Origin of the sequence: Luteibacter sp. 9135 (assembly GCF_000745005.1) — a bacterium.
GTDB lineage: Bacteria > Pseudomonadota > Gammaproteobacteria > Xanthomonadales > Rhodanobacteraceae > Luteibacter.
In genome coordinates this window covers 2,301,905-2,318,635 of record NZ_JQNB01000001.1, presented here as the reverse complement: position 1 = coordinate 2,318,635, position 16,731 = coordinate 2,301,905, and the positions used below count along the sequence as shown (strand labels likewise).

Below are 16,731 nucleotides of genomic sequence, written 5' to 3'. Positions count from 1 at the left end.
TTCAACCGTGCCGGCGCAGGCGGCGTGCCGCCAGCCAGAGGAAGGCGCCGGTGAAGGCGGCGAGCACGCCCACATGGATCGCGTTGCCGCCGTCGCCCAGGCCCACCACGGACAGGGCCAGGCGGTCGAGGTGGTAGGCCGGCCAAAGCGGCGCGATCGACTGCAGGAACGCGGGCAGCACCGGCAGCGGGATCCACAGGCCGGACAGGAAGGCCATGGGCAGGTAGATGAGGTTCACCACGCCCGGCGCGCCCTGCCCTTTCACCAGCGTGCCGATCAGCAGGCCCAGCGCGCAGAACGGCAGCACGCCCAGCACTTCCAGGACGAAGAACGCGGCAAGACGCGACACCGGCAGCGACACCCCCGCCACGAAGGTGGCCAGGCTCATCAGGATGATCGAGATGATGGCGGCGACCAGCATGGCCATGCACATCTTGCCGAGCAGGTAGGCACCCGGCGGCATCGGCAAGGCGCGTTTCAGCGTCAGCAGGCCCGAGTCGCGCTCCAGCGCGAGCGACACGCCGAAGCCGAACAGACCGGGCGCCATCACGCCGAAGGTGCCGTACGACGCCAGCAGGTAACGCGGCGCATCGGCGCTGTTCGCATGGGACAGGAATATTCCGAACATGATGTAGAACACCGACGGAAACAGCAGGGTCGGCAGGAGGAAACCCGGGTTGCGCAGGTAGCGCAGGCATTCCGCCTTCGCTTCCTGCACATAGGCGTTGACGACACGGCGACCGCTCATGACCGGCGCGGCGATGCTCTCGATGGTGTTCATGCGGCCTCCTGGGCCATGGCGCCGGTCTCGGCTTCACGGGTGATTTCGGCGAACGCCTCGGCCAGGCCGGCGCGCTGCACTTCCAGTTCGGACAGCCCCTCGTCGGCGGCGAGCAGCCGGCGCACGATGCTCTCGGCATCCGCGGTGGCGAGGCTCAGGCGACCATGTTGCAGCTCGACGGAGGTAACACCCGGCCAGGCGGACACGGTGGCCACATCCGTACGGGTCACGCAGCGGACGCGACGCACCGCCACATGGGCACGCAGCGCATCGACGCTGCCTTCGGAGATGACCTTGCCGCGAGCCACCACGCAGACGCGGTCGGCCAGCGCTTCGGCTTCCTCGAGGTAGTGCGTGGTCAGAACCACGGCGCAGCCGCCAGCGACCAGTGTGCGGATGGACGACCACAGCGATTGCCGCGACGCGATGTCCATGCCGACCGTCGGCTCGTCGAGGAACAGGATCTCGGGGCGCCCGACCAGGGCCATGGCGAACTGCGCACGACGCTGCTGGCCGCCGGACAGGTCGGCGTATTTGCGACCCATCAGGTCCGTGATCCCAGCCAGTGCGGCGCACTCGGCGATGCCGCGTGGTTCGGGGTAGTAGCTGGCGGTGACGGTCAGCAGTTCACGCAGCTTCAGCGTGGGTGGCAGGCTGGCCGACTGCAGCATCACGCCGATGCGTCGACGCGCCTGGATGTCCTGGGGATCGCGACCGAACAGGCTGGCCGTACCGCTGTCGGCGCGGATCAGGCCCAGCAGCAAGCCGATGCTGGTGCTCTTGCCGGCGCCGTTGGGACCGAGCAGCGCCAGTACCTCACCCCGGTGGATGGAAAGATCGATGCCGTCGAGCGCGACGACGTTGCCGTAGCGTTTGCCGACGCGATCCAGACGTGCAATGCAGGTGTCGTTGTTCATGAGTGTCCTCCCTTGCGTCGCACCATATTCCGCGGCAACCCCTTGACGGCAGTCGCTTGCGTCATTGTGCGGATGTGACAAGCGTCACCCGGGGGTTACGGGGCAAAAAGCCGCATGCTATGCTGGCTCATTAAACCCTTTACATATAGATACTTAGCGGCAGCGCCGCGTCATCCAGTGCGACAAGTACCAGGAGTGGGTTATGGACGTGATCGGTCTTCTGCATGAGCTTCGCGACTTCGGTGGTGCCGCGCGCACGCGGGGCCTCCCCGACACGGTGGTTTCCCGCTTCGCCGCCACCGATCCCGCGCTGGTGCAGGCGATCGAGGATGCCGCGGCCTATCACCGTGCGCTGCGCACCGACATGGCCGACTTCCTGCGCCTGGACGAAGTGGCGCAGATCCACCAGTTGCAGGCCAGCCTGGTCAACTTCTATCCGGACGACGGCCTCAACCCCTATGTGCCGGCCGCCGCGCGCGGCCCGTGGGTGGTGACGCTCAAGGGCGCCGTGGTGCACGACAACGGCGGCTACGGCATGCTCGGCTTCGGCCACAACCCGCAGGCGATCATCGACGCGATGTCGCGTCCGCAGGTCATGGCCAACGTGATGACCGCCAACGTCGCCCAGGTGCGCCTGTCCGACGCACTGCGCCGCGAGCTGGGCCACACGCGTGGCGGCAGCCCGTACACCCGTTTCCTGTGCCTGAACTCCGGTTCCGAGTCGGTGACGCTGGCCGGCCGCATCGCCGACGTCAACGCCCGCATGATGACCGACCCGGGCGCACGCCACGCCGGTCGCACCATCAAGCGCCTGGCGGTCAAGGGCGCGTTCCACGGCCGCACCGAGCGCCCGGCACTGTATTCCGATTCCTCGCGCCGCAACTACCAGCAGCACCTGGCCAGCTTCCGCAACGAGGACACGCTGGTCACGGTGGAGCCCTACGACGTGGCGCAACTGCGCGCCGCGTTCGCCGAAGCCGACCGCCAGGGCTGGTTCATCGAGGCGATGTTCCTCGAGCCGGTGATGGGCGAAGGCGATCCGGGCCGCGCGCTCACGCCCGATTTCTATGCCGCCGCGCGCGAGCTCACCCAGGCGCACGGCACGTTGCTGCTGGTCGATTCGATCCAGGCCGGCCTGCGTGCGCACGGCGTGCTTTCCATCGTCGACTATCCCGGCTTCGAGTCGCTGGACGCGCCGGACATGGAAACCTTCTCCAAGGCGCTCAACGCGGGCCAGTACCCCTTGTCCGTGCTGGCCGTCACCGAGGCCACCGCCGACCTCTACCGCAAGGGCATCTACGGCAACACGATGACCGCCAACCCGCGCGCGCTCGATGTCGCCGTGGCCACCATGGCCGAGTTGACCGACGAGGTACGCGAGAACATCCGCGCCCGCGGTCGCGAGTTCGTGCAGAAGCTGGAAGGCCTGAAGACCGAACTGGGCGGCCTTATCACCAAGGTGCAGGGCACGGGCCTGCTGTTCTCCTGCGAGCTGGCGCACGAGTTCAAATGCTACGGCGAAGGTTCCACCGAGGAATACATGCGCGAGCGTGGCGTGGGCGTCATCCACGGTGGAGCCAATTCGCTGCGCTTCACGCCGCACTTCCGCGTCACCAGCGCCGAGGTGGACCTCATCATCGAGGAAATCCGCCATGCGCTGAAGGAAGGTCCGCGGCGTCAGGTGGCGGCTTCGACGCGGGCTGCTTGATAGCGGTTGCCGTCCTAAGCCAGAGCCAGAGCCACAGTCGCTCGTATGGCGCGGCGAGGAGGCGCTGGGTGGTCACACTCTGCGCTCGGGCAGCGGCCGCAAGCGGCCGAACTCGCTCAGAGCGTAACCACCCAGCACCTCTGCGACCACAGAGGCAAGCGGGAGTGGAAAAGCAAAGCGTTGGCAACCTCGCGCGGCCCGCCCTGCAGATGCCGCTCCGTGCGACACCTCGAGCGTTGCTTTCCCGGCAACGCACCTCAGTCGTCAGGGAGGTGTCGGGTGGTCACCCTCTGAGCGAGTTCGGCCACTTGTGGCCGCTGCCCGAGCGCAGAGGGTGACCGCCCGGCGCCTCCTCCCCGGCCACCCACCCCTAACATGCAAGAATAGATACACCGCCCACCATCCCCACCCGCCCATGAAAATCGTCGAAGTCCGCCACCCCCTCATCCAGCACAAGCTGGGCCTCATGCGCGTCGTGGGCATCAGCACGAAAGAGTTCCGCGAGCTGGCTTCCGAAGTGGCCGCGCTGCTGACGTACGAGGCCACGGCGGACATGGAGACCGAGACCAAGACCATCCAGGGCTGGGCGGGTCCGGTGGAGGTCACCCATATCAAAGGCAAGAAGGTCACCATCGTGCCTATCCTGCGCGCGGGCCTGGGCATGCTCACCGGCGTGCTCGAGATGATCCCGGCCGCCAAGGTCAGCGTGGTCGGCCTGCAGCGTGACGAGGAAACCCTCGAGCCGGTGGCCTATTACGAGAAGCTCAGCGGCGGCATGGACGAGCGCACGGCGATCATCGTCGATCCCATGCTCGCCACCGCCGGCACGCTGGTGGCCACGGTGGACATGCTCAAGGCGGCCGGCGCGAAGCGGATCAAGGGCCTGTTCCTGGTTGCCGCGCCCGAAGGGCTAAAGCGCATCGAGGCAGCGCATCCGGACATCGAGATCTACGTGGCCTGCATCGACGAGCGGCTGAACGAGCTGGGCTACATCCTGCCGGGGCTGGGCGACGCCGGCGACAAGATCTTCGGGACCAAGCAGAAGACCTGACCGCGCCACCCCGCCCTCCGAAGCCCCGCCCCCTGAAACACGACCTGATCCACGGCTATCCGTAGCCGTGCATGCCGCTGTCATAAAATGGCGTCACACTAGGGTACGGGCCTTCGCAGGGGGAACGTCGTGCGAGGACACGCATGACGCTGTGGGTCGCGTACTACTCAACGACTCGAGGGGACAATCGAATGCGTTTGACCACGTCACGGCGCGCCTCATGGGCGGCGCTGGCAGGCCTCATGGCCGTCTTGCCGCTGCAGGCGGCCGACCTTTCCATCACCCAGTTCCGTGCCCGCGGCCCCGCCGGCGGCAACGACGAATTCGTCGAGGTGCAGAACACGGGCACCGCCGCGCTGGACCTGTCCGGCTACAAGTTGAACGCGTCCAACGCGAGCGGCACCACCGGGACGCGCTTCACCTTCCCCACCGGCACCGCTGTGGCACCGGGCTGTTTCCTGCTGCTGGCGAACAAGGCCGCGTCGGGCTATTCCGGTACCGTTACCCCCGATCTCACCTATGCCACCGGCTTCACCGATGACGGTGGCCTGGCCGTGCTCGATGCCAACGGCGCGATCGTGGACCAGGTGGGCCTGAGCGCCGGTTCCGCCTACAAGCTGGGCACGCCGCTGGCGTCGCTGGGCAGCGGCAATTCGGACCAGGGCTACGGGCGCAAAGTCAACGGCGCCGGGTTGCCACAGTCCACGGGCAACAATGCCGCCGATTGGGTCAAGGTCGCACCCACCGCGCCCCGCGCCAGCACCTCGCCTTGCACCGTGCAGGGCACCAGCGTGTCGGTCGCCGACGCCACGGTGAACCTGCGCAACGGCGACGATGTGCCGATGCCGTTCGCGATCACGCTGAGCGAGCCCAGTTCCGCCGACGTGACCGTGCATGCGGTGACCGTGGACGACACGGCAACCGTCGCCGCGGGCGACTACGATAAGGTCGACACGACGCTGACGATTCCTGCGGGATCGACAGCCACGACGCTTACCGTCAACGTGCATGGCGCCAAGGCCGCCGGGCCCGACAAGGCGTTCCGCGTGAACCTCAGCGATGCCACCGGCGGCGTCACGCTGGCCAAGGCCACCGCGGTCGGCGCGATCCTCAACCAGATTCCGCTCACCGCCGAGATCTGGCAGGTCACCGGTCGCGGGCAGGTGTCGCCGTTGCTCGGCAAGCGTGTCGCCACCAAGGGCAACATCGTCACCGCCGTGGGCCCGGCCGGCTTCACGATGCAGACGCCGGACAGCCGCGACGACGACGACCGCCTCACCTCCAACGGCATCTACGTGTTCACGCAGTCCGCGCCATCGGTAGCGATCGGCGACATGGTCGACGTGGAGGCCACGGTCGACAACTACTTCAACCTGCCCGAACTGAAGAACGCCACGGTGGCGACCACGATGCGTGGCGCGAAGCTGCCTGCACCGGTCGTCTTCGGCGCCAACGTGCCCTCCACGGACCCGAACGCGCTCTCCTGTGGCGAGACCAACTTCCAGTGCTATGTCGGCATGCGCGTGGCGATCGACAACGGCATGATCACCACCGGCAACCTGCGCTTCAGCAACGAGCCGTTCGCGGAGGTGTACGTCACCGCCAACGGACAGCGCTCGCTGCGCAAGCCCGGCGTGCGTTACACCGTGCCGGTGCCGGACGGCGTGAACCTGCCGAACTGGTCCGGCAACCCGGAAGTGTTCAAGATGAACACGGCCGACTACGGCGCCGTGGCGGCGAACACGCCGTTCAACGCCGGCACCACGTTCCGCGCCGAGGGCGTCATGTCGTACGCGTTCGGGGCGTACACCTTCATTCCCACGAAGGTGACCGTGACCAAGGCCGCCGAACTGCCGCGTCCCGTGGATTCACGACCGTTCTTCGCGGTACGCGTGGGCGCGTTCAACATGGAGCGCTTCTGCGATACGCAGTTCAACACGACCTTTACCTGCAGCGGTGGCGACACCGAGCCGACTGCCGACCAGGTGCGCCTGAAGACCCAGCGCCTGTCCGCGTACGTCGGCAGCGTGCTGAAGCTGCCGGACATCCTCTCAGTGGAGGAAGTGAAGAGCCTGACCGTGCTGCAAGGCCTGGCCAGGCAGCTGGGTGACGATTACCCGGCGCAGTACGAGGCCTTCCTGCAGGAAGGCCACGACCCCAGCGGCATCAACGTCGGCTTCCTGGTCCGTACCGATCGCGTGCGCGTGCTGGACGTCCACCAGCTGGCCGCCGACGAGACCTGGCAGGACCAGGGCAGCACCGCCTTCATCCACGACCATCCGCCGCTGCTGCTGACCGCCGAGGTGCCCTCGATCCTCGGCAAGATGCGCATCAATGTGATCGCGGTGCATCCGAAGGCGCGGCAGAATGTGGACAAGACCGGCAGCACGGCCGACCGTGACCGGCAGAAGCGCTTCCTCCAGGCGAAGTCGCTCGCGGCGCAGGTCCAGGCCTTGCAGATGGGACGGAAGAACCTGCTCGCGCCGCTGCTGGTCGTCGGCGACTTCAACGCGTATCAGTTCAGCGATGGCTTCACCGATGTGGTCGGCCTGATTTCCGGCCGCTACGACGACAGCCAGAACCTGCTGAAGCTCGGCGGCAACCTGGTCAAGCCGGCCTTGTGGAACGCTGTGGACTCGGTACCGGCGAACGATCGCTATTCGTTCCTGTTCACCGAGAACTTCGGCAACGTGCAGGGCCAGGCGCCCCGCTCGGTGCCGACGCACCAGGTGCTCGACCACGCGCTGCTCAACACCGTGGCACGCGGCCTGTTCCTGCGCATGGAGTACGGCCGCGGCAACCTCGACGCGCCGGTGCAGACGCTGGATGACGCGGCCTCGGCCACGGGTGTGAAGAAGGCGATGGGCTCGTCCGACCACGACGGTTTCGTGGTGGACCTGGTAACCCTGCCGCTGCGCTTGTTCTGACGCTTGTTCTGAAGCGTGTCGTGATCTGACCTGGCTGCCCGGCATCGACCGGGCAGCCTCTTTTTTGTCTCAGCCGGCGAAGCGATCCGTGGTCCGCACCAGTTCGCGGACGATACCCGGCTCGAACGCGGAATGCCCGGCGTCCTGCACCACCTTCAGTTCGGCCTCGGGGAACGCGCGGTGCAGGTCCCATGCGCTGCGCATGGGGCAGACGACGTCGTAACGGCCCTGCACGATCACCGTCGGGATGTGGCGGATCTTGCCCACGTCGCGCAGCAGTTGGCCGTCCACCTCGAAGAAGCCGGCGTTGACGAAGTAGTGGCACTCGATCCGCGCGAACGCGAGGGCGAACTCGTCTTCACCGCTGGACGCGATGTGGCCTTCGTCCTGGTACAGGTAGCTGGTCGCACCCTCCCATACCGACCACGCCCGGGCTGCGGCAACGCGCACCGCCGGGTCCGTGCTGGTGAGGCGACGGTGGTAGGCACTGATGAGATCGCCGTGTTCCGCCGGCGGGATCGCCGAGAGGTAGGTTTCCCAGGCGTCCGGGTACAGCTGGTCGCAACCGCCCTGGTAGAACCACTCCAGTTCCGATCGGCGCAGCATGAAGATGCCGCGCAATACCAGTTCGCTGACACGCTCCGGATGCGTCTCGGCATAGGCCAGCGCGAGGGTCGAACCCCACGAGCCGCCGAAGACCTGCCAAGCATCGATACCCAGGTGCTCGCGTAGCTGCTCGATGTCGGCCACCAGGTCCCACGTGGTGTTGTCGGTCAGTTCCGCGTGCGGCGTGGATTGCCCGCAGCCGCGCTGGTCGAACAGCACGATGCGGTACTTCGCCGGGTCGAAGAAACGACGACAACGCGGGTTGGTGCCGCCGCCGGGGCCGCCGTGCAGGAACACCACCGGCTTGCCCCGGGGATTGCCGCTTTCCTCGAAATACAGCGTGTGCAGCGGCGAGACCGCGAGCATGCCGCTGTTGTAGGGCTCGATCGGCGGATACAGATCGGGGGAATCCTGGGCCATGGCGCGGGTCCTTGAGCGGGACGGAAGAGGCCCACAAGGCTAGCGGGCCGATCCCGCGCTGCCAACTGCCGACGCCGCGCCTTGCCCCTCCTTACGGAAGCAGCTTGCCCGGGTTCATCACGTTGTTCGGGTCCCACACCGCCTTGATACCGCGCATCAAGGCGATCTCGGCTTCGCTGCGCACGCTGTCCAGCCACGGCTTCTTGACCAGGCCGATGCCGTGTTCGGCGGAGATGCTGCCGCCATGGCGGTGCAGCGTATCGACCAGCAACGAGGTGACGTGCTCGCACTGGGCGACGAACACGGCATTGTCCAGGCCTTCCGGCTTCAGCACGTTGATGTGCAGGTTGCCGTCGCCGATATGCCCAAACCACACCACGTCGACATCGGGGTACTCCGCCGCAAGCAAGGTCTGCATGTCCGCCATGAAGGCGGGCACGGCGGAGATCCGCACCGACACATCGTTCTTGTAGGGCTTGTGCGGCGCCAGCGACTCCGTGATGCCCTCGCGCAACCGCCACAACGATGCAGCCTGCGCCTCGCTGGAACTGATGACGCCATCCACCACCCAGCCCTCGCCCAGGCAGAATTCGAAGAAGGCCAGGGCGGCGGCTTCGGCCGACGCATCGGGCACGTCGAACTCGGCCACCACGTAGAACGGATGGTCTTCCTCGAAGGGACGCCGTGCGCCATGGGCCACCACGTGGTGAAGCGCCCGGTCGGTGAAGAATTCGAAGGCGCCCAGGCTGAGGGAATGCCGCGCTTCGGCAAACACCTTCATCAGGGCATCCATGGCAGGGATGGCCAGCAGCATCACCTGCGAGGGCGGCGGCGGCGAGGTCAGGCTGAGGGTGGCCTCGACGACGATGCCGAGGGTGCCTTCGGAGCCGATGACCAGGTGCCGGAAATCGTAGCCGGAGGCGTTCTTGACCAGCCCCCGGTTGAGGTCCAGCAGCTCGCCCGTGCCCGTGACCACCTTCAGCCCGGCCACCCACTGGCGCGTGTTGCCGTAGCGGATCACCCGGATGCCGCCGGCGTTGGTGGCGATATTGCCGCCGATCTGGCACGAACCGCGCGCGGCGAAGTCCACCGGGTAGATGAGCGAGTGCTCGCGGGCGGCGTTATGCACCGCTTCCAGCGCGATGCCGGGCTGCACGGTGAGCGTGCGGTCGATCGGGTCGAACTCGAGCACGCGGTTCATGCGATCGAGCGTGACCACCAGTTCGCCATGGGCGGCCACGGCACCGCCCGACAGGCCGGTGCGACCGCCGGACGGCACCAGCCCGACGCCCTGCCCGTTCGCCCAGCGCACGATGCCCTGCACTTCCTCCACCGTGGCCGGGTAGGCGATGGCCAGCGGCGCCGGTGTCCAGCGGCGCGTCCAGTCGCGGCCGTGGTGTTCCAGGTCGCCCGGTTCCGTGGACAGCTTCAGGTCGGGGAGGAGACGGGCCAGTTCGGCCAGGCGCGGATCGGTCATGGGAATCTCGCTCGGGTGTCCACCGAGGGTGCCAGTCCCGTCGCCGCGCTGCAACATGGGCGCCCCGATCTGGCATAGTGTCCAGCCGATCCGCGGAACAGAAGCGCCAGCCATGAAACGCACGTCGTACCCGAAAGAAGACATCAAGGTGCTGCTGCTGGAAGGGGTGAGCCGCAGCGCACTCGACACCTTCCGCCAGGCCGGTTACTCGCAGATCGAGTTCCACGAGAAATCGCTGCCCGAGGACGAACTCAAGCAGCGCATCGCCGATGCGCACATCGTCGGCATCCGCTCGCGCACGCACCTGTCCGCCGAGGTGCTGGCCGAGGCGCGCCGCCTCATCGCGGTGGGCTGCTTCTGTATCGGCACCAACCAGGTCGATGCGGCCGAGGCAGAGCGCCTGGGCGTGCCGGTGTTCAACGCACCCTACTCCAACACGCGCAGCGTGGCCGAGCTGGTCATCGCCGAGACGATCATGCTGGTGCGGCGCATCCCCGAGAAGAACGCCGAGTGCCATCGCGGCGGCTGGTCCAAGTCGGCCGCCGGCAGCTTCGAGGTACGCGACAAGGTGCTGGGCATCGTCGGTTATGGGCATATCGGCACCCAGGTCGGCGTGCTGGCCGAATCGCTGGGCATGCGCGTCATCTTCCACGATATCGAGCCCAAGCTGTCGCTGGGCAATGCGCGGCCGGCGTCCAGCCTGGACGACCTGCTCGAGCGAGCCGACGTGGTCACGCTGCACGTGCCGGAAACCGCGCAGACGAAGCACATGGTCGGTGCCGCGGAGATCGCCCGCATGCGCGCCGGCTCCATGCTGATCAACGCCTCGCGCGGCACGGTGGTGGATATCGACGCGCTGGCCGATGCGCTGCGCGAGAAGCACCTCGCCGGCGCCGCCATCGACGTGTTTCCCGTCGAGCCCAAGGGCAACGGCGATCCGTTCGTCTCGCCGCTGGTGGGCATGGACAACGTGATCCTCACCCCGCACGTCGGCGGCAGCACCGCCGAGGCGCAGGAGAACATCGGCATCGAGGTGGCGTCCAAGCTGGTGCGCTACAGCGACAACGGCAGCACGCTCTCGGCGGTGAACTTCCCCGAGGTCTCGCTGCCCGGCCATCCCACCAGTCGCCGCCTGCTGCATATCCATCGCAACATCCCTGGCGTGCTGTCGCGGGTGAACGAGGTGTTCTCGCGCGCGGCGGTCAACATCGACGGCCAGTACCTGCAGACCTCGCCCCAGGTGGGTTACGTCGTCATCGATGTGACCACCAGCGAGGAACGCGCGGTGGCCCTGCGCAACGAACTGGCGGCCATCGAAGGCACGCTGCGGGCGCGCGTGCTCTACTGACGCGCGTCCGCGTCGCGCCAGCAACGCCTTTTTTTCGCGACCGGCGATAGCGGGTCGTCCTAGCATCGGATCACCGTATCCCTGCGCTGGACGACCCATGCCCGCTCCCGTCACCTGTGTCGCCGACCTGCGCGAGCTGGCCCGCAAACGCGTTCCCCGCGCCTTCTTCGACTACGCCGACCACGGCTCGTACGACGAGGTGACGCTGCGCGACAACCGCGCCGTGTTCGACCGCATTCGCCTGCGCCAGCGGGTGATGATCGATGTCGACCGGCGCGACCTGGCGACGACCGTCGTCGACCAACCCGTGTCGCTGCCCCTGGCTATCGCACCCACCGGGCTGACCGGCCTCACCCATGGGTCCGGCGAGATACTGGCCGCTCGCGCCGCCGCCGCGGCGGGCATCCCGTTCTGCCTGAGCACCATGTCCATCTGCTCCGTGGAACAGGTGGCGGCGGCGGTGGACGATCCGTTCTGGTTCCAGATCTATGTCATGCGGGATCGGGGCTTCACCCGCTCGCTGATCGCCCGTGCACGCGAGGCAGGCTGTTCGGCCTTGATGGTCACGGCCGACCTGCAGATCCAGGGCCAACGCCATCGCGAGATCAAGAACGGCATGACCGTACCGCCGAAGCTCACGATGAAGAACCTGCTGGATATTCTCGGCAAGCCACGCTGGGTGCGAGGCGTAGTGACCGCGCCGAGTCGATCGTTCGGCAACCTGGCCGGCCAGATCGACGGCGCCGGCGGGCTGACCACGCTGGCCCAGTGGATCGGCAGCCAGTTCGATCCGCGGCTGAGCTGGGACGACATCGCCTGGATCAGGGACCTGTGGCCCGGCAAGCTGATCCTCAAAGGCATCATGGACCCCGACGATGCCCGTGCAGCGGTGGCCGCCGGCGTCGATGCCATCGTGGTCTCCAACCACGGCGGCCGGCAACTGGACGGTGCGATCGCCTCGGCCGTCGCCCTACCCCGCGTGGTCGACGCGGTGGGCAACGATATCGAGGTGCTGTTCGACGGCGGCATCCAGACCGGGCAGTCGCTGCTCAAGGCCCTGGCGCTGGGTGCGCGTGCCGGCCTCATCGGCAAGGCGTTCCTCTACGGACTCGGTGCCATGGGCCAGGAAGGCGTGACGCGCGTCATCGAGATACTGCGTCGCGAGCTGGACGTCAGCATGGCGCTGACCGGGCATACGTCGGTGCACGACCTGGATCGCTCGGTGCTGCTGGACGAGCGTGGCGAACCTTGGCTGCCGATGCGTGCGCGGGTGCAGGGCACGACCTGAGGCCGCTGTTCCTATGCGTCCCGCGCAACGGACGCGCCTTGCGCCGCCCGGCACACCTCGTGCAGCCACGCCCCGAACGCGGCACGCGATCCGTCGTCGTCCACGCCGCGTGGCGAGCACAGGTAATAAGCGGACGTCGGTCGCGCCTCGATAGCGAACAGAGGGATCAGCCGACCCGCCTGTAGATACCGCCAGGCAAGACTACGCCGGACCAGGGCCACGCCCTGCCCGTTCAACGCCGCCTCCATCAGCATGCCCAGATCCATCAACCGATGGCCCTGGGTAGGCTCGTCGACATCCCCCGTGCCGGTATGCTCGCGCGCCGCGCGCATCCACGGTCCCCACGGTTCCAGCGGGCAGCGCAGCAGCACGCCACGCCGCAGCATGTCGGCGGGCGTATCGAAGCGGACCCGGGCCAGGTAGGCCGGGCTGGCCACCGGGAACACGGTGTCGTCGGTCAGCCGCTCGCTGAGCACGCCGTCGAATGCACCGTCGCCGAAACGGATCTCCACGTCCCAGCCGGGCGCGGTGATGTCCAGGTAGGGAATCGAGGGCATCAGTTCCAGTTCGATGTCCGGATGCCGTTCGCTGAAGGCCGGCAGGTGCGGCACGAGCAGGTCGCGGCCGAACGTGGGCGGCGTGGCGACACGCAGGCGCCGACGTGAGGTGGACGCACGCTGGTGATACGCGGACCGGGTGAGCAGGCCCAGCGCGACATTCACCTGCTCCAGGTATTCGCGACCGATGGCCGTGGGCTCCACGCCCCGCCCCGTGCGCGACAGCATCTTTACGCCCAGCAGCGACTCCAGCGCAGCCACCCGCTTGGCCACGGCGCTGGCCGTGATCGCCAGCTCATGACTGGCCCGTTCGAACGAACCGAGCCTGGCCGCCGCTTCCAGGGCACGCAGGTGCGCGGTGGAGGGCAGTCGATGGTGGGGACCGTCGGGCGACGGATGGCGAGGGGAAGTCATGGGCACCGTTCTCCTGGCCGCCACCTTAAACGAAAAAAGGCGCCCCATCGGGACGCCTTTTCGAATAATGGTCGGGGTGGCGAGATTCGAACTCGCGACCACTACACCCCCAGCGTAGTGCGCTACCAGGCTGCGCTACACCCCGACGAGCAAATGATTGTAGCAGCAACGCCGTGAACTGCGAAAGCGGTTCAACGACGAAGCAGGGTAAGGACTTCTTCCAGCTCCAGGCGAACCTGGCGGACGATCTGGTGGGACATGCTGGCTTCCATCCGGGCCTGGGGGCCCTCCAGCCGCGCACGCGCACCGGTGATGGTGAAACCCTCGTCGTACAGCAACGAACGGATCTGGCGGATCATCAGCACATCGTGGCGCTGGTAGTACCGACGGTTGCCGCGGCGCTTGACCGGCTTGAGTGCGGGGAATTCCTGCTCCCAGTAGCGCAGTACGTGCGGCTTGACGCCGCAAAGCTCGCTGACCTCACCAATGGTGAAATAGCGCTTCGCCGGGATCGCCGGAAGCTCGGTGTTATTCCCTGGGTCCAGCATAGCCCTCGACTCTTACCTTGAGTTTCTGGCCGGGACGGAAGGTGACGACCCGCCGGGCAGAGATGGGAATTTCTTCGCCGGTCTTGGGATTGCGACCGGGACGCTGATTCTTCTGGCGCAGATCGAAATTGCCGAAGCCGGACAACTTGACCTGTTCGCCCCGCTCGAGGGCTTCACGCACGACCTCGAAGTACGCGTCAACGAACTCCTTGGCCTCACGCTTGTTGAGGCCCACGTCGAGGAAAAGCCGCTCGGCCATTTCCGCCTTGGTCAGCGCCATCTTACCCTCGCAATCTTGCCTTGCATGTCTTCTCCAATGCCCCCACCGCTTCTGCCACGCGAGCGTCGGCATCTTCGTCGGTAAGGGTGCGTGAAGCGTCCTGTAAAATCAAGCCCATAGCGAGACTCTTTCGTCCTTCGTCGATGCCTTTTCCGGCGTATCGATCGAACAGTCGAAGCTCTTTCAGGACCTCTCCCAAGGCACCGCGCACGGCGGTTTCGACGGCGGACCAGGACACCTCTTCCGGCAGCTCCACGGCGATGTCGCGGCGGACGGCGGGGAAGCGGGTCACCCGGCTGGCGCTGGGCAGCCGGCGCGCGAGGATCGGCTCGAGGGCCAGCTCCATCACGTGCACATCGGGGCCCAGGTCCAGCGCCTTGGCCAGCGCAGGATGCAGGGCGCCCAGGTAGCCGACGGGCTGGCCGTCGCGCAGCACCCTGGCGCTGCGGCCCGGATGCAGCCAGGACGGCAGGCTTTCGGTGTCGACCGACCAGCGCGCCGGCTCACCGGTGTGGGCGATCAGCGCATCGAGGTCGCCCTTGAGGTCGAAGAAATCGACCGTGCGCGACGGCGTGCCCCATTGCTCCGCACGCGCGTGGCCCGAAGCGACCACCGCCACGCGGCCGATCTCGTCGGGCGCGCCGCCGGTGGCATGGAAGCTGCGTGCCACCTCGAACAGGCGGACGCGCTCCTGCTGGCGCGCGCGGTTGTGCCGCAGCGCCTCGACCAGGCCGGGCAGCAGCGAGGTGCGCATCACCGCCAGGTCGGCGGAAAGCGGGTTGGCCAGCGGCACCCAGGCGTGGTCCAGGCCCCAGGTGGTCAGCAGGTCGGCACTGAGGAAGGACAGCGTCACCGCTTCGAAGTACCCACGCGCGGCCAGCTGGTCGCGCAGGACCATTTCGCTCAGGCGCGCTTCCGGCTCCGAGCGCAGGGCGATCTGGCCGGCGGGGATGTGCGTGGGGATGCGCTCGTAACCGTGAATGCGGGCGACCTCCTCGATGAGGTCTTCCTCGCGCTCGATATCGAAGCGGCTGCTCGGCGGGGTCACCCGCCAGCCGTCGGCGATCTCTTCCACGCCCATGCCCAGGGCGGTGAAGATACGGACCACTTCGTCGGCCGTGACCTCGATGCCCAGGATGCGGTGCAGGCGCGCATGGCGCAGGACCACCGGCGCATGCTCGCGCAGGTCTTCCGGACGCTCCGCCACCGTGATCGGGCCCGCCTGGCCGCCGGCGATCTGCAGCAGCAGTTCGGTGGCCCGTTCCATGGCACGCCGCGGCAGCGCAGGATCGACGCCGCGCTCGTAGCGGTGCGAGGCATCCGTGTGCAGGCCGAGCTTGCGTGCGCGCCCCATGATGGCGGCGGGTGCGAAATGCGCGGCTTCCAGGAACACGTTGCGCGTGCTCTCGGTTACGCGCGAATCGGAGCCACCCATGATGCCGGCCACGGCCAGGGCGCGGGCTTCATCGGCAATCACCACAAACGAGGGGTCCAGGGTGGCCGCGTTGCCGTCGAGCAGCTTCAGGGTTTCGCCCTGCCCCGCATGACGGACGACGATCGCGCCGTGCAGCGTGTCGTTGTCGAAGGCATGCAACGGGTGACCGAGTTCCAGCATCACGTACTGGGTAACGTCCACGATGGCGCTGATCGGACGGATGCCGGCGCGACGCAGCCGTTCGGCCATCCACAGCGGCGAGGCGGCGGCAGCGTCGATACCTTCGATGATGCGCCCGAGATAGCGCGGCGCGTCCGCGCCGGCGTCGAGGCGCACCTCACGCGTGGCACTGGCCGTCACCGGCACCGCGTCGACACCGATGGCCTTCACGCGACTGCCGAACAGCGCCGCCACGTCGTGCGCCAGGCCGTTGAGGCCCAGCACGTCGGGGCGGTTCGGGGTGATCTTCAGCTCGATGCTGGCGTCGGGCAGGCCCAGGTAATCGGCCAGCGGGGTGCCGACCGGCGCATCGGCTGGGAGCTCGAGCAGGCCCGACGCGTCGGCGTCGATGCCCAGTTCCTTGGCCGAACACAGCATGCCGGACGATTCGACACCACGCAGTGTCGCCGCCTTGATCGCGATACCGCCGGGCAGCGTGGCACCCACCGTGGCGAGCGGCACGCGGATGCCGACGCGCGCATTGGGCGCACCGCAGACGATCTGCACCGGTTCGCCGAGGCCGGCGTCGACCATGCAGACCTGCAGGCGATCGGCTTCGGGATGCCTGGTGGCGGAGACGATCTCGGCCACGACCACACCGTGCAGCCCGTCACCCAGTTCGGTGACCTCTTCCACTTCCAGGCCGGACATGGTGAGCGCATGGACCAGCGCCGCGCGGTCGGCATCGATGGCCACCAATTCGCGCAACCAGTTTTCGGAGAATTTCATGGGGACACTCTTTGATCCGGAGGGCG

General features: G+C 67.4%; 13 protein-coding genes and 1 tRNA gene. 5 read left to right on the top strand and 9 right to left on the bottom strand.

Annotated features, from left to right (window positions below):
* Position 1 precedes the first annotated feature (1 nt).
* Together FA89_RS10015 and FA89_RS10010 are read right to left on the bottom strand one after the other, a co-directional pair.
* The gene (locus FA89_RS10015) at positions 2-781 is read right to left on the bottom strand and encodes an ABC transporter permease (RefSeq protein WP_036140483.1); all 780 of its coding nucleotides are present in this window, start codon (positions 779-781) and stop codon (positions 2-4) included.
* The gene (locus tag FA89_RS10010; RefSeq protein WP_036140482.1) at positions 778-1,698 is read right to left on the bottom strand and encodes an ABC transporter ATP-binding protein; all 921 of its coding nucleotides are present in this window, start codon (positions 1,696-1,698) and stop codon (positions 778-780) included. Before FA89_RS10010 ends, FA89_RS10015 begins: the two co-directional genes overlap by 4 nt.
* Positions 1,699-1,900: 202 nt before the next feature.
* On the opposite strand from FA89_RS10010, the gene FA89_RS10005 reads away from it, so the two are divergent.
* The 3 genes from FA89_RS10005 to FA89_RS09995 all read left to right on the top strand — a co-directional run bounded on the left by FA89_RS10005 (position 1,901) and on the right by FA89_RS09995 (position 7,384).
* Positions 1,901-3,406 (top strand): aminotransferase class III-fold pyridoxal phosphate-dependent enzyme, encoded by a 1,506-nt coding sequence (locus tag FA89_RS10005; protein WP_036140480.1) that lies wholly within the window; start codon positions 1,901-1,903, stop codon positions 3,404-3,406.
* 415 nt (positions 3,407-3,821) lie between these two features.
* The gene (gene upp / locus FA89_RS10000; protein WP_036140478.1) at positions 3,822-4,457 is read left to right on the top strand and encodes a uracil phosphoribosyltransferase; all 636 of its coding nucleotides are present in this window, start codon (positions 3,822-3,824) and stop codon (positions 4,455-4,457) included.
* A 242-nt stretch (positions 4,458-4,699) separates the two neighbouring features.
* Positions 4,700-7,384 carry a lamin tail domain-containing protein gene (locus FA89_RS09995; protein ID WP_036140477.1) on the top strand — a complete coding sequence of 895 codons (2,685 nt, stop codon included), beginning with the start codon at positions 4,700-4,702 and terminating at the stop codon, positions 7,382-7,384.
* Between the two features lie 69 nt (positions 7,385-7,453).
* On the opposite strand, the gene pip is transcribed toward FA89_RS09995, so the two are convergent.
* A complete protein-coding gene (gene pip / locus FA89_RS09990) occupies positions 7,454-8,410 on the bottom strand; it encodes a prolyl aminopeptidase (RefSeq protein ID WP_036140476.1) in 957 nt (318 codons plus the stop codon).
* Between the two features lie 91 nt (positions 8,411-8,501).
* Entirely contained in the window at positions 8,502-9,887 is a 1,386-nt protein-coding gene (locus FA89_RS09985) for an FAD-binding oxidoreductase (RefSeq protein ID WP_036140475.1), read from the bottom strand.
* A 112-nt stretch (positions 9,888-9,999) separates the two neighbouring features.
* Between FA89_RS09985 and serA the strand changes: the two genes are divergently transcribed.
* Together serA and FA89_RS09975 are read left to right on the top strand one after the other, a co-directional pair.
* Complete coding sequence (gene serA, locus FA89_RS09980) at positions 10,000-11,235, top strand: phosphoglycerate dehydrogenase (protein WP_036140474.1); 1,236 nt, start codon at positions 10,000-10,002, stop codon at positions 11,233-11,235.
* 97 nt (positions 11,236-11,332) lie between these two features.
* On the top strand, positions 11,333-12,523 hold the full coding sequence (locus FA89_RS09975) for an alpha-hydroxy acid oxidase (RefSeq protein ID WP_051938662.1): 1,191 nt from the start codon (positions 11,333-11,335) through the stop codon (positions 12,521-12,523).
* An 11-nt stretch (positions 12,524-12,534) separates the two neighbouring features.
* Here the strand turns inward: FA89_RS09975 and FA89_RS09970 are convergent, their stop codons facing one another.
* The 5 genes from FA89_RS09970 to pheT form a co-directional block, all read right to left on the bottom strand.
* Positions 12,535-13,494: a LysR substrate-binding domain-containing protein gene (locus FA89_RS09970; RefSeq protein WP_051938661.1), complete on the bottom strand. Its 960-nt coding sequence runs from the start codon at positions 13,492-13,494 to the stop codon at positions 12,535-12,537.
* 68 nt (positions 13,495-13,562) lie between these two features.
* Positions 13,563-13,639: transfer RNA gene (locus FA89_RS09965), tRNA-Pro, on the bottom strand.
* A 46-nt stretch (positions 13,640-13,685) separates the two neighbouring features.
* On the bottom strand, positions 13,686-14,042 hold the full coding sequence (locus FA89_RS09960; RefSeq protein ID WP_036114913.1) for a MerR family transcriptional regulator: 357 nt from the start codon (positions 14,040-14,042) through the stop codon (positions 13,686-13,688).
* Entirely contained in the window at positions 14,023-14,322 is a 300-nt protein-coding gene (gene ihfA / locus FA89_RS09955; RefSeq protein ID WP_036140472.1) for an integration host factor subunit alpha, read from the bottom strand. Before ihfA ends, FA89_RS09960 begins: the two co-directional genes overlap by 20 nt.
* A 1-nt stretch (position 14,323) precedes the next feature.
* Positions 14,324-16,705, bottom strand: a complete 2,382-nt coding sequence (gene pheT, locus FA89_RS09950) for a phenylalanine--tRNA ligase subunit beta (RefSeq protein ID WP_036140470.1) — start codon at positions 16,703-16,705, stop codon at positions 14,324-14,326.
* Positions 16,706-16,731 lie beyond the last annotated feature (26 nt).

What these genes read in the sequence shown, in the direction of transcription:
- serA (WP_036140474.1), top strand. Translation starts at nt 10,000, where the DNA reads ATGAAACGCACGTCGTACCCGAAAGAAGACATCAAGGTGCTGCTGCTG.
- FA89_RS10010 (WP_036140482.1), bottom strand. Translation starts at nt 1,698, where the DNA reads ATGAACAACGACACCTGCATTGCACGTCTGGATCGCGTCGGCAAACGC.
- pip (WP_036140476.1), bottom strand. Translation starts at nt 8,410, where the DNA reads ATGGCCCAGGATTCCCCCGATCTGTATCCGCCGATCGAGCCCTACAAC.
- FA89_RS10005 (WP_036140480.1), top strand. Translation starts at nt 1,901, where the DNA reads ATGGACGTGATCGGTCTTCTGCATGAGCTTCGCGACTTCGGTGGTGCC.
- FA89_RS10015 (WP_036140483.1), bottom strand. Translation starts at nt 781, where the DNA reads ATGAACACCATCGAGAGCATCGCCGCGCCGGTCATGAGCGGTCGCCGT.
- FA89_RS09985 (WP_036140475.1), bottom strand. Translation starts at nt 9,887, where the DNA reads ATGACCGATCCGCGCCTGGCCGAACTGGCCCGTCTCCTCCCCGACCTG.
- upp (WP_036140478.1), top strand. Translation starts at nt 3,822, where the DNA reads ATGAAAATCGTCGAAGTCCGCCACCCCCTCATCCAGCACAAGCTGGGC.
- FA89_RS09960 (WP_036114913.1), bottom strand. Translation starts at nt 14,042, where the DNA reads ATGCTGGACCCAGGGAATAACACCGAGCTTCCGGCGATCCCGGCGAAG.
- FA89_RS09995 (WP_036140477.1), top strand. Translation starts at nt 4,700, where the DNA reads ATGGCCGTCTTGCCGCTGCAGGCGGCCGACCTTTCCATCACCCAGTTC.
- pheT (WP_036140470.1), bottom strand. Translation starts at nt 16,705, where the DNA reads ATGAAATTCTCCGAAAACTGGTTGCGCGAATTGGTGGCCATCGATGCC.
- FA89_RS09975 (WP_051938662.1), top strand. Translation starts at nt 11,333, where the DNA reads ATGCCCGCTCCCGTCACCTGTGTCGCCGACCTGCGCGAGCTGGCCCGC.
- FA89_RS09970 (WP_051938661.1), bottom strand. Translation starts at nt 13,494, where the DNA reads ATGACTTCCCCTCGCCATCCGTCGCCCGACGGTCCCCACCATCGACTG.
- ihfA (WP_036140472.1), bottom strand. Translation starts at nt 14,322, where the DNA reads ATGGCGCTGACCAAGGCGGAAATGGCCGAGCGGCTTTTCCTCGACGTG.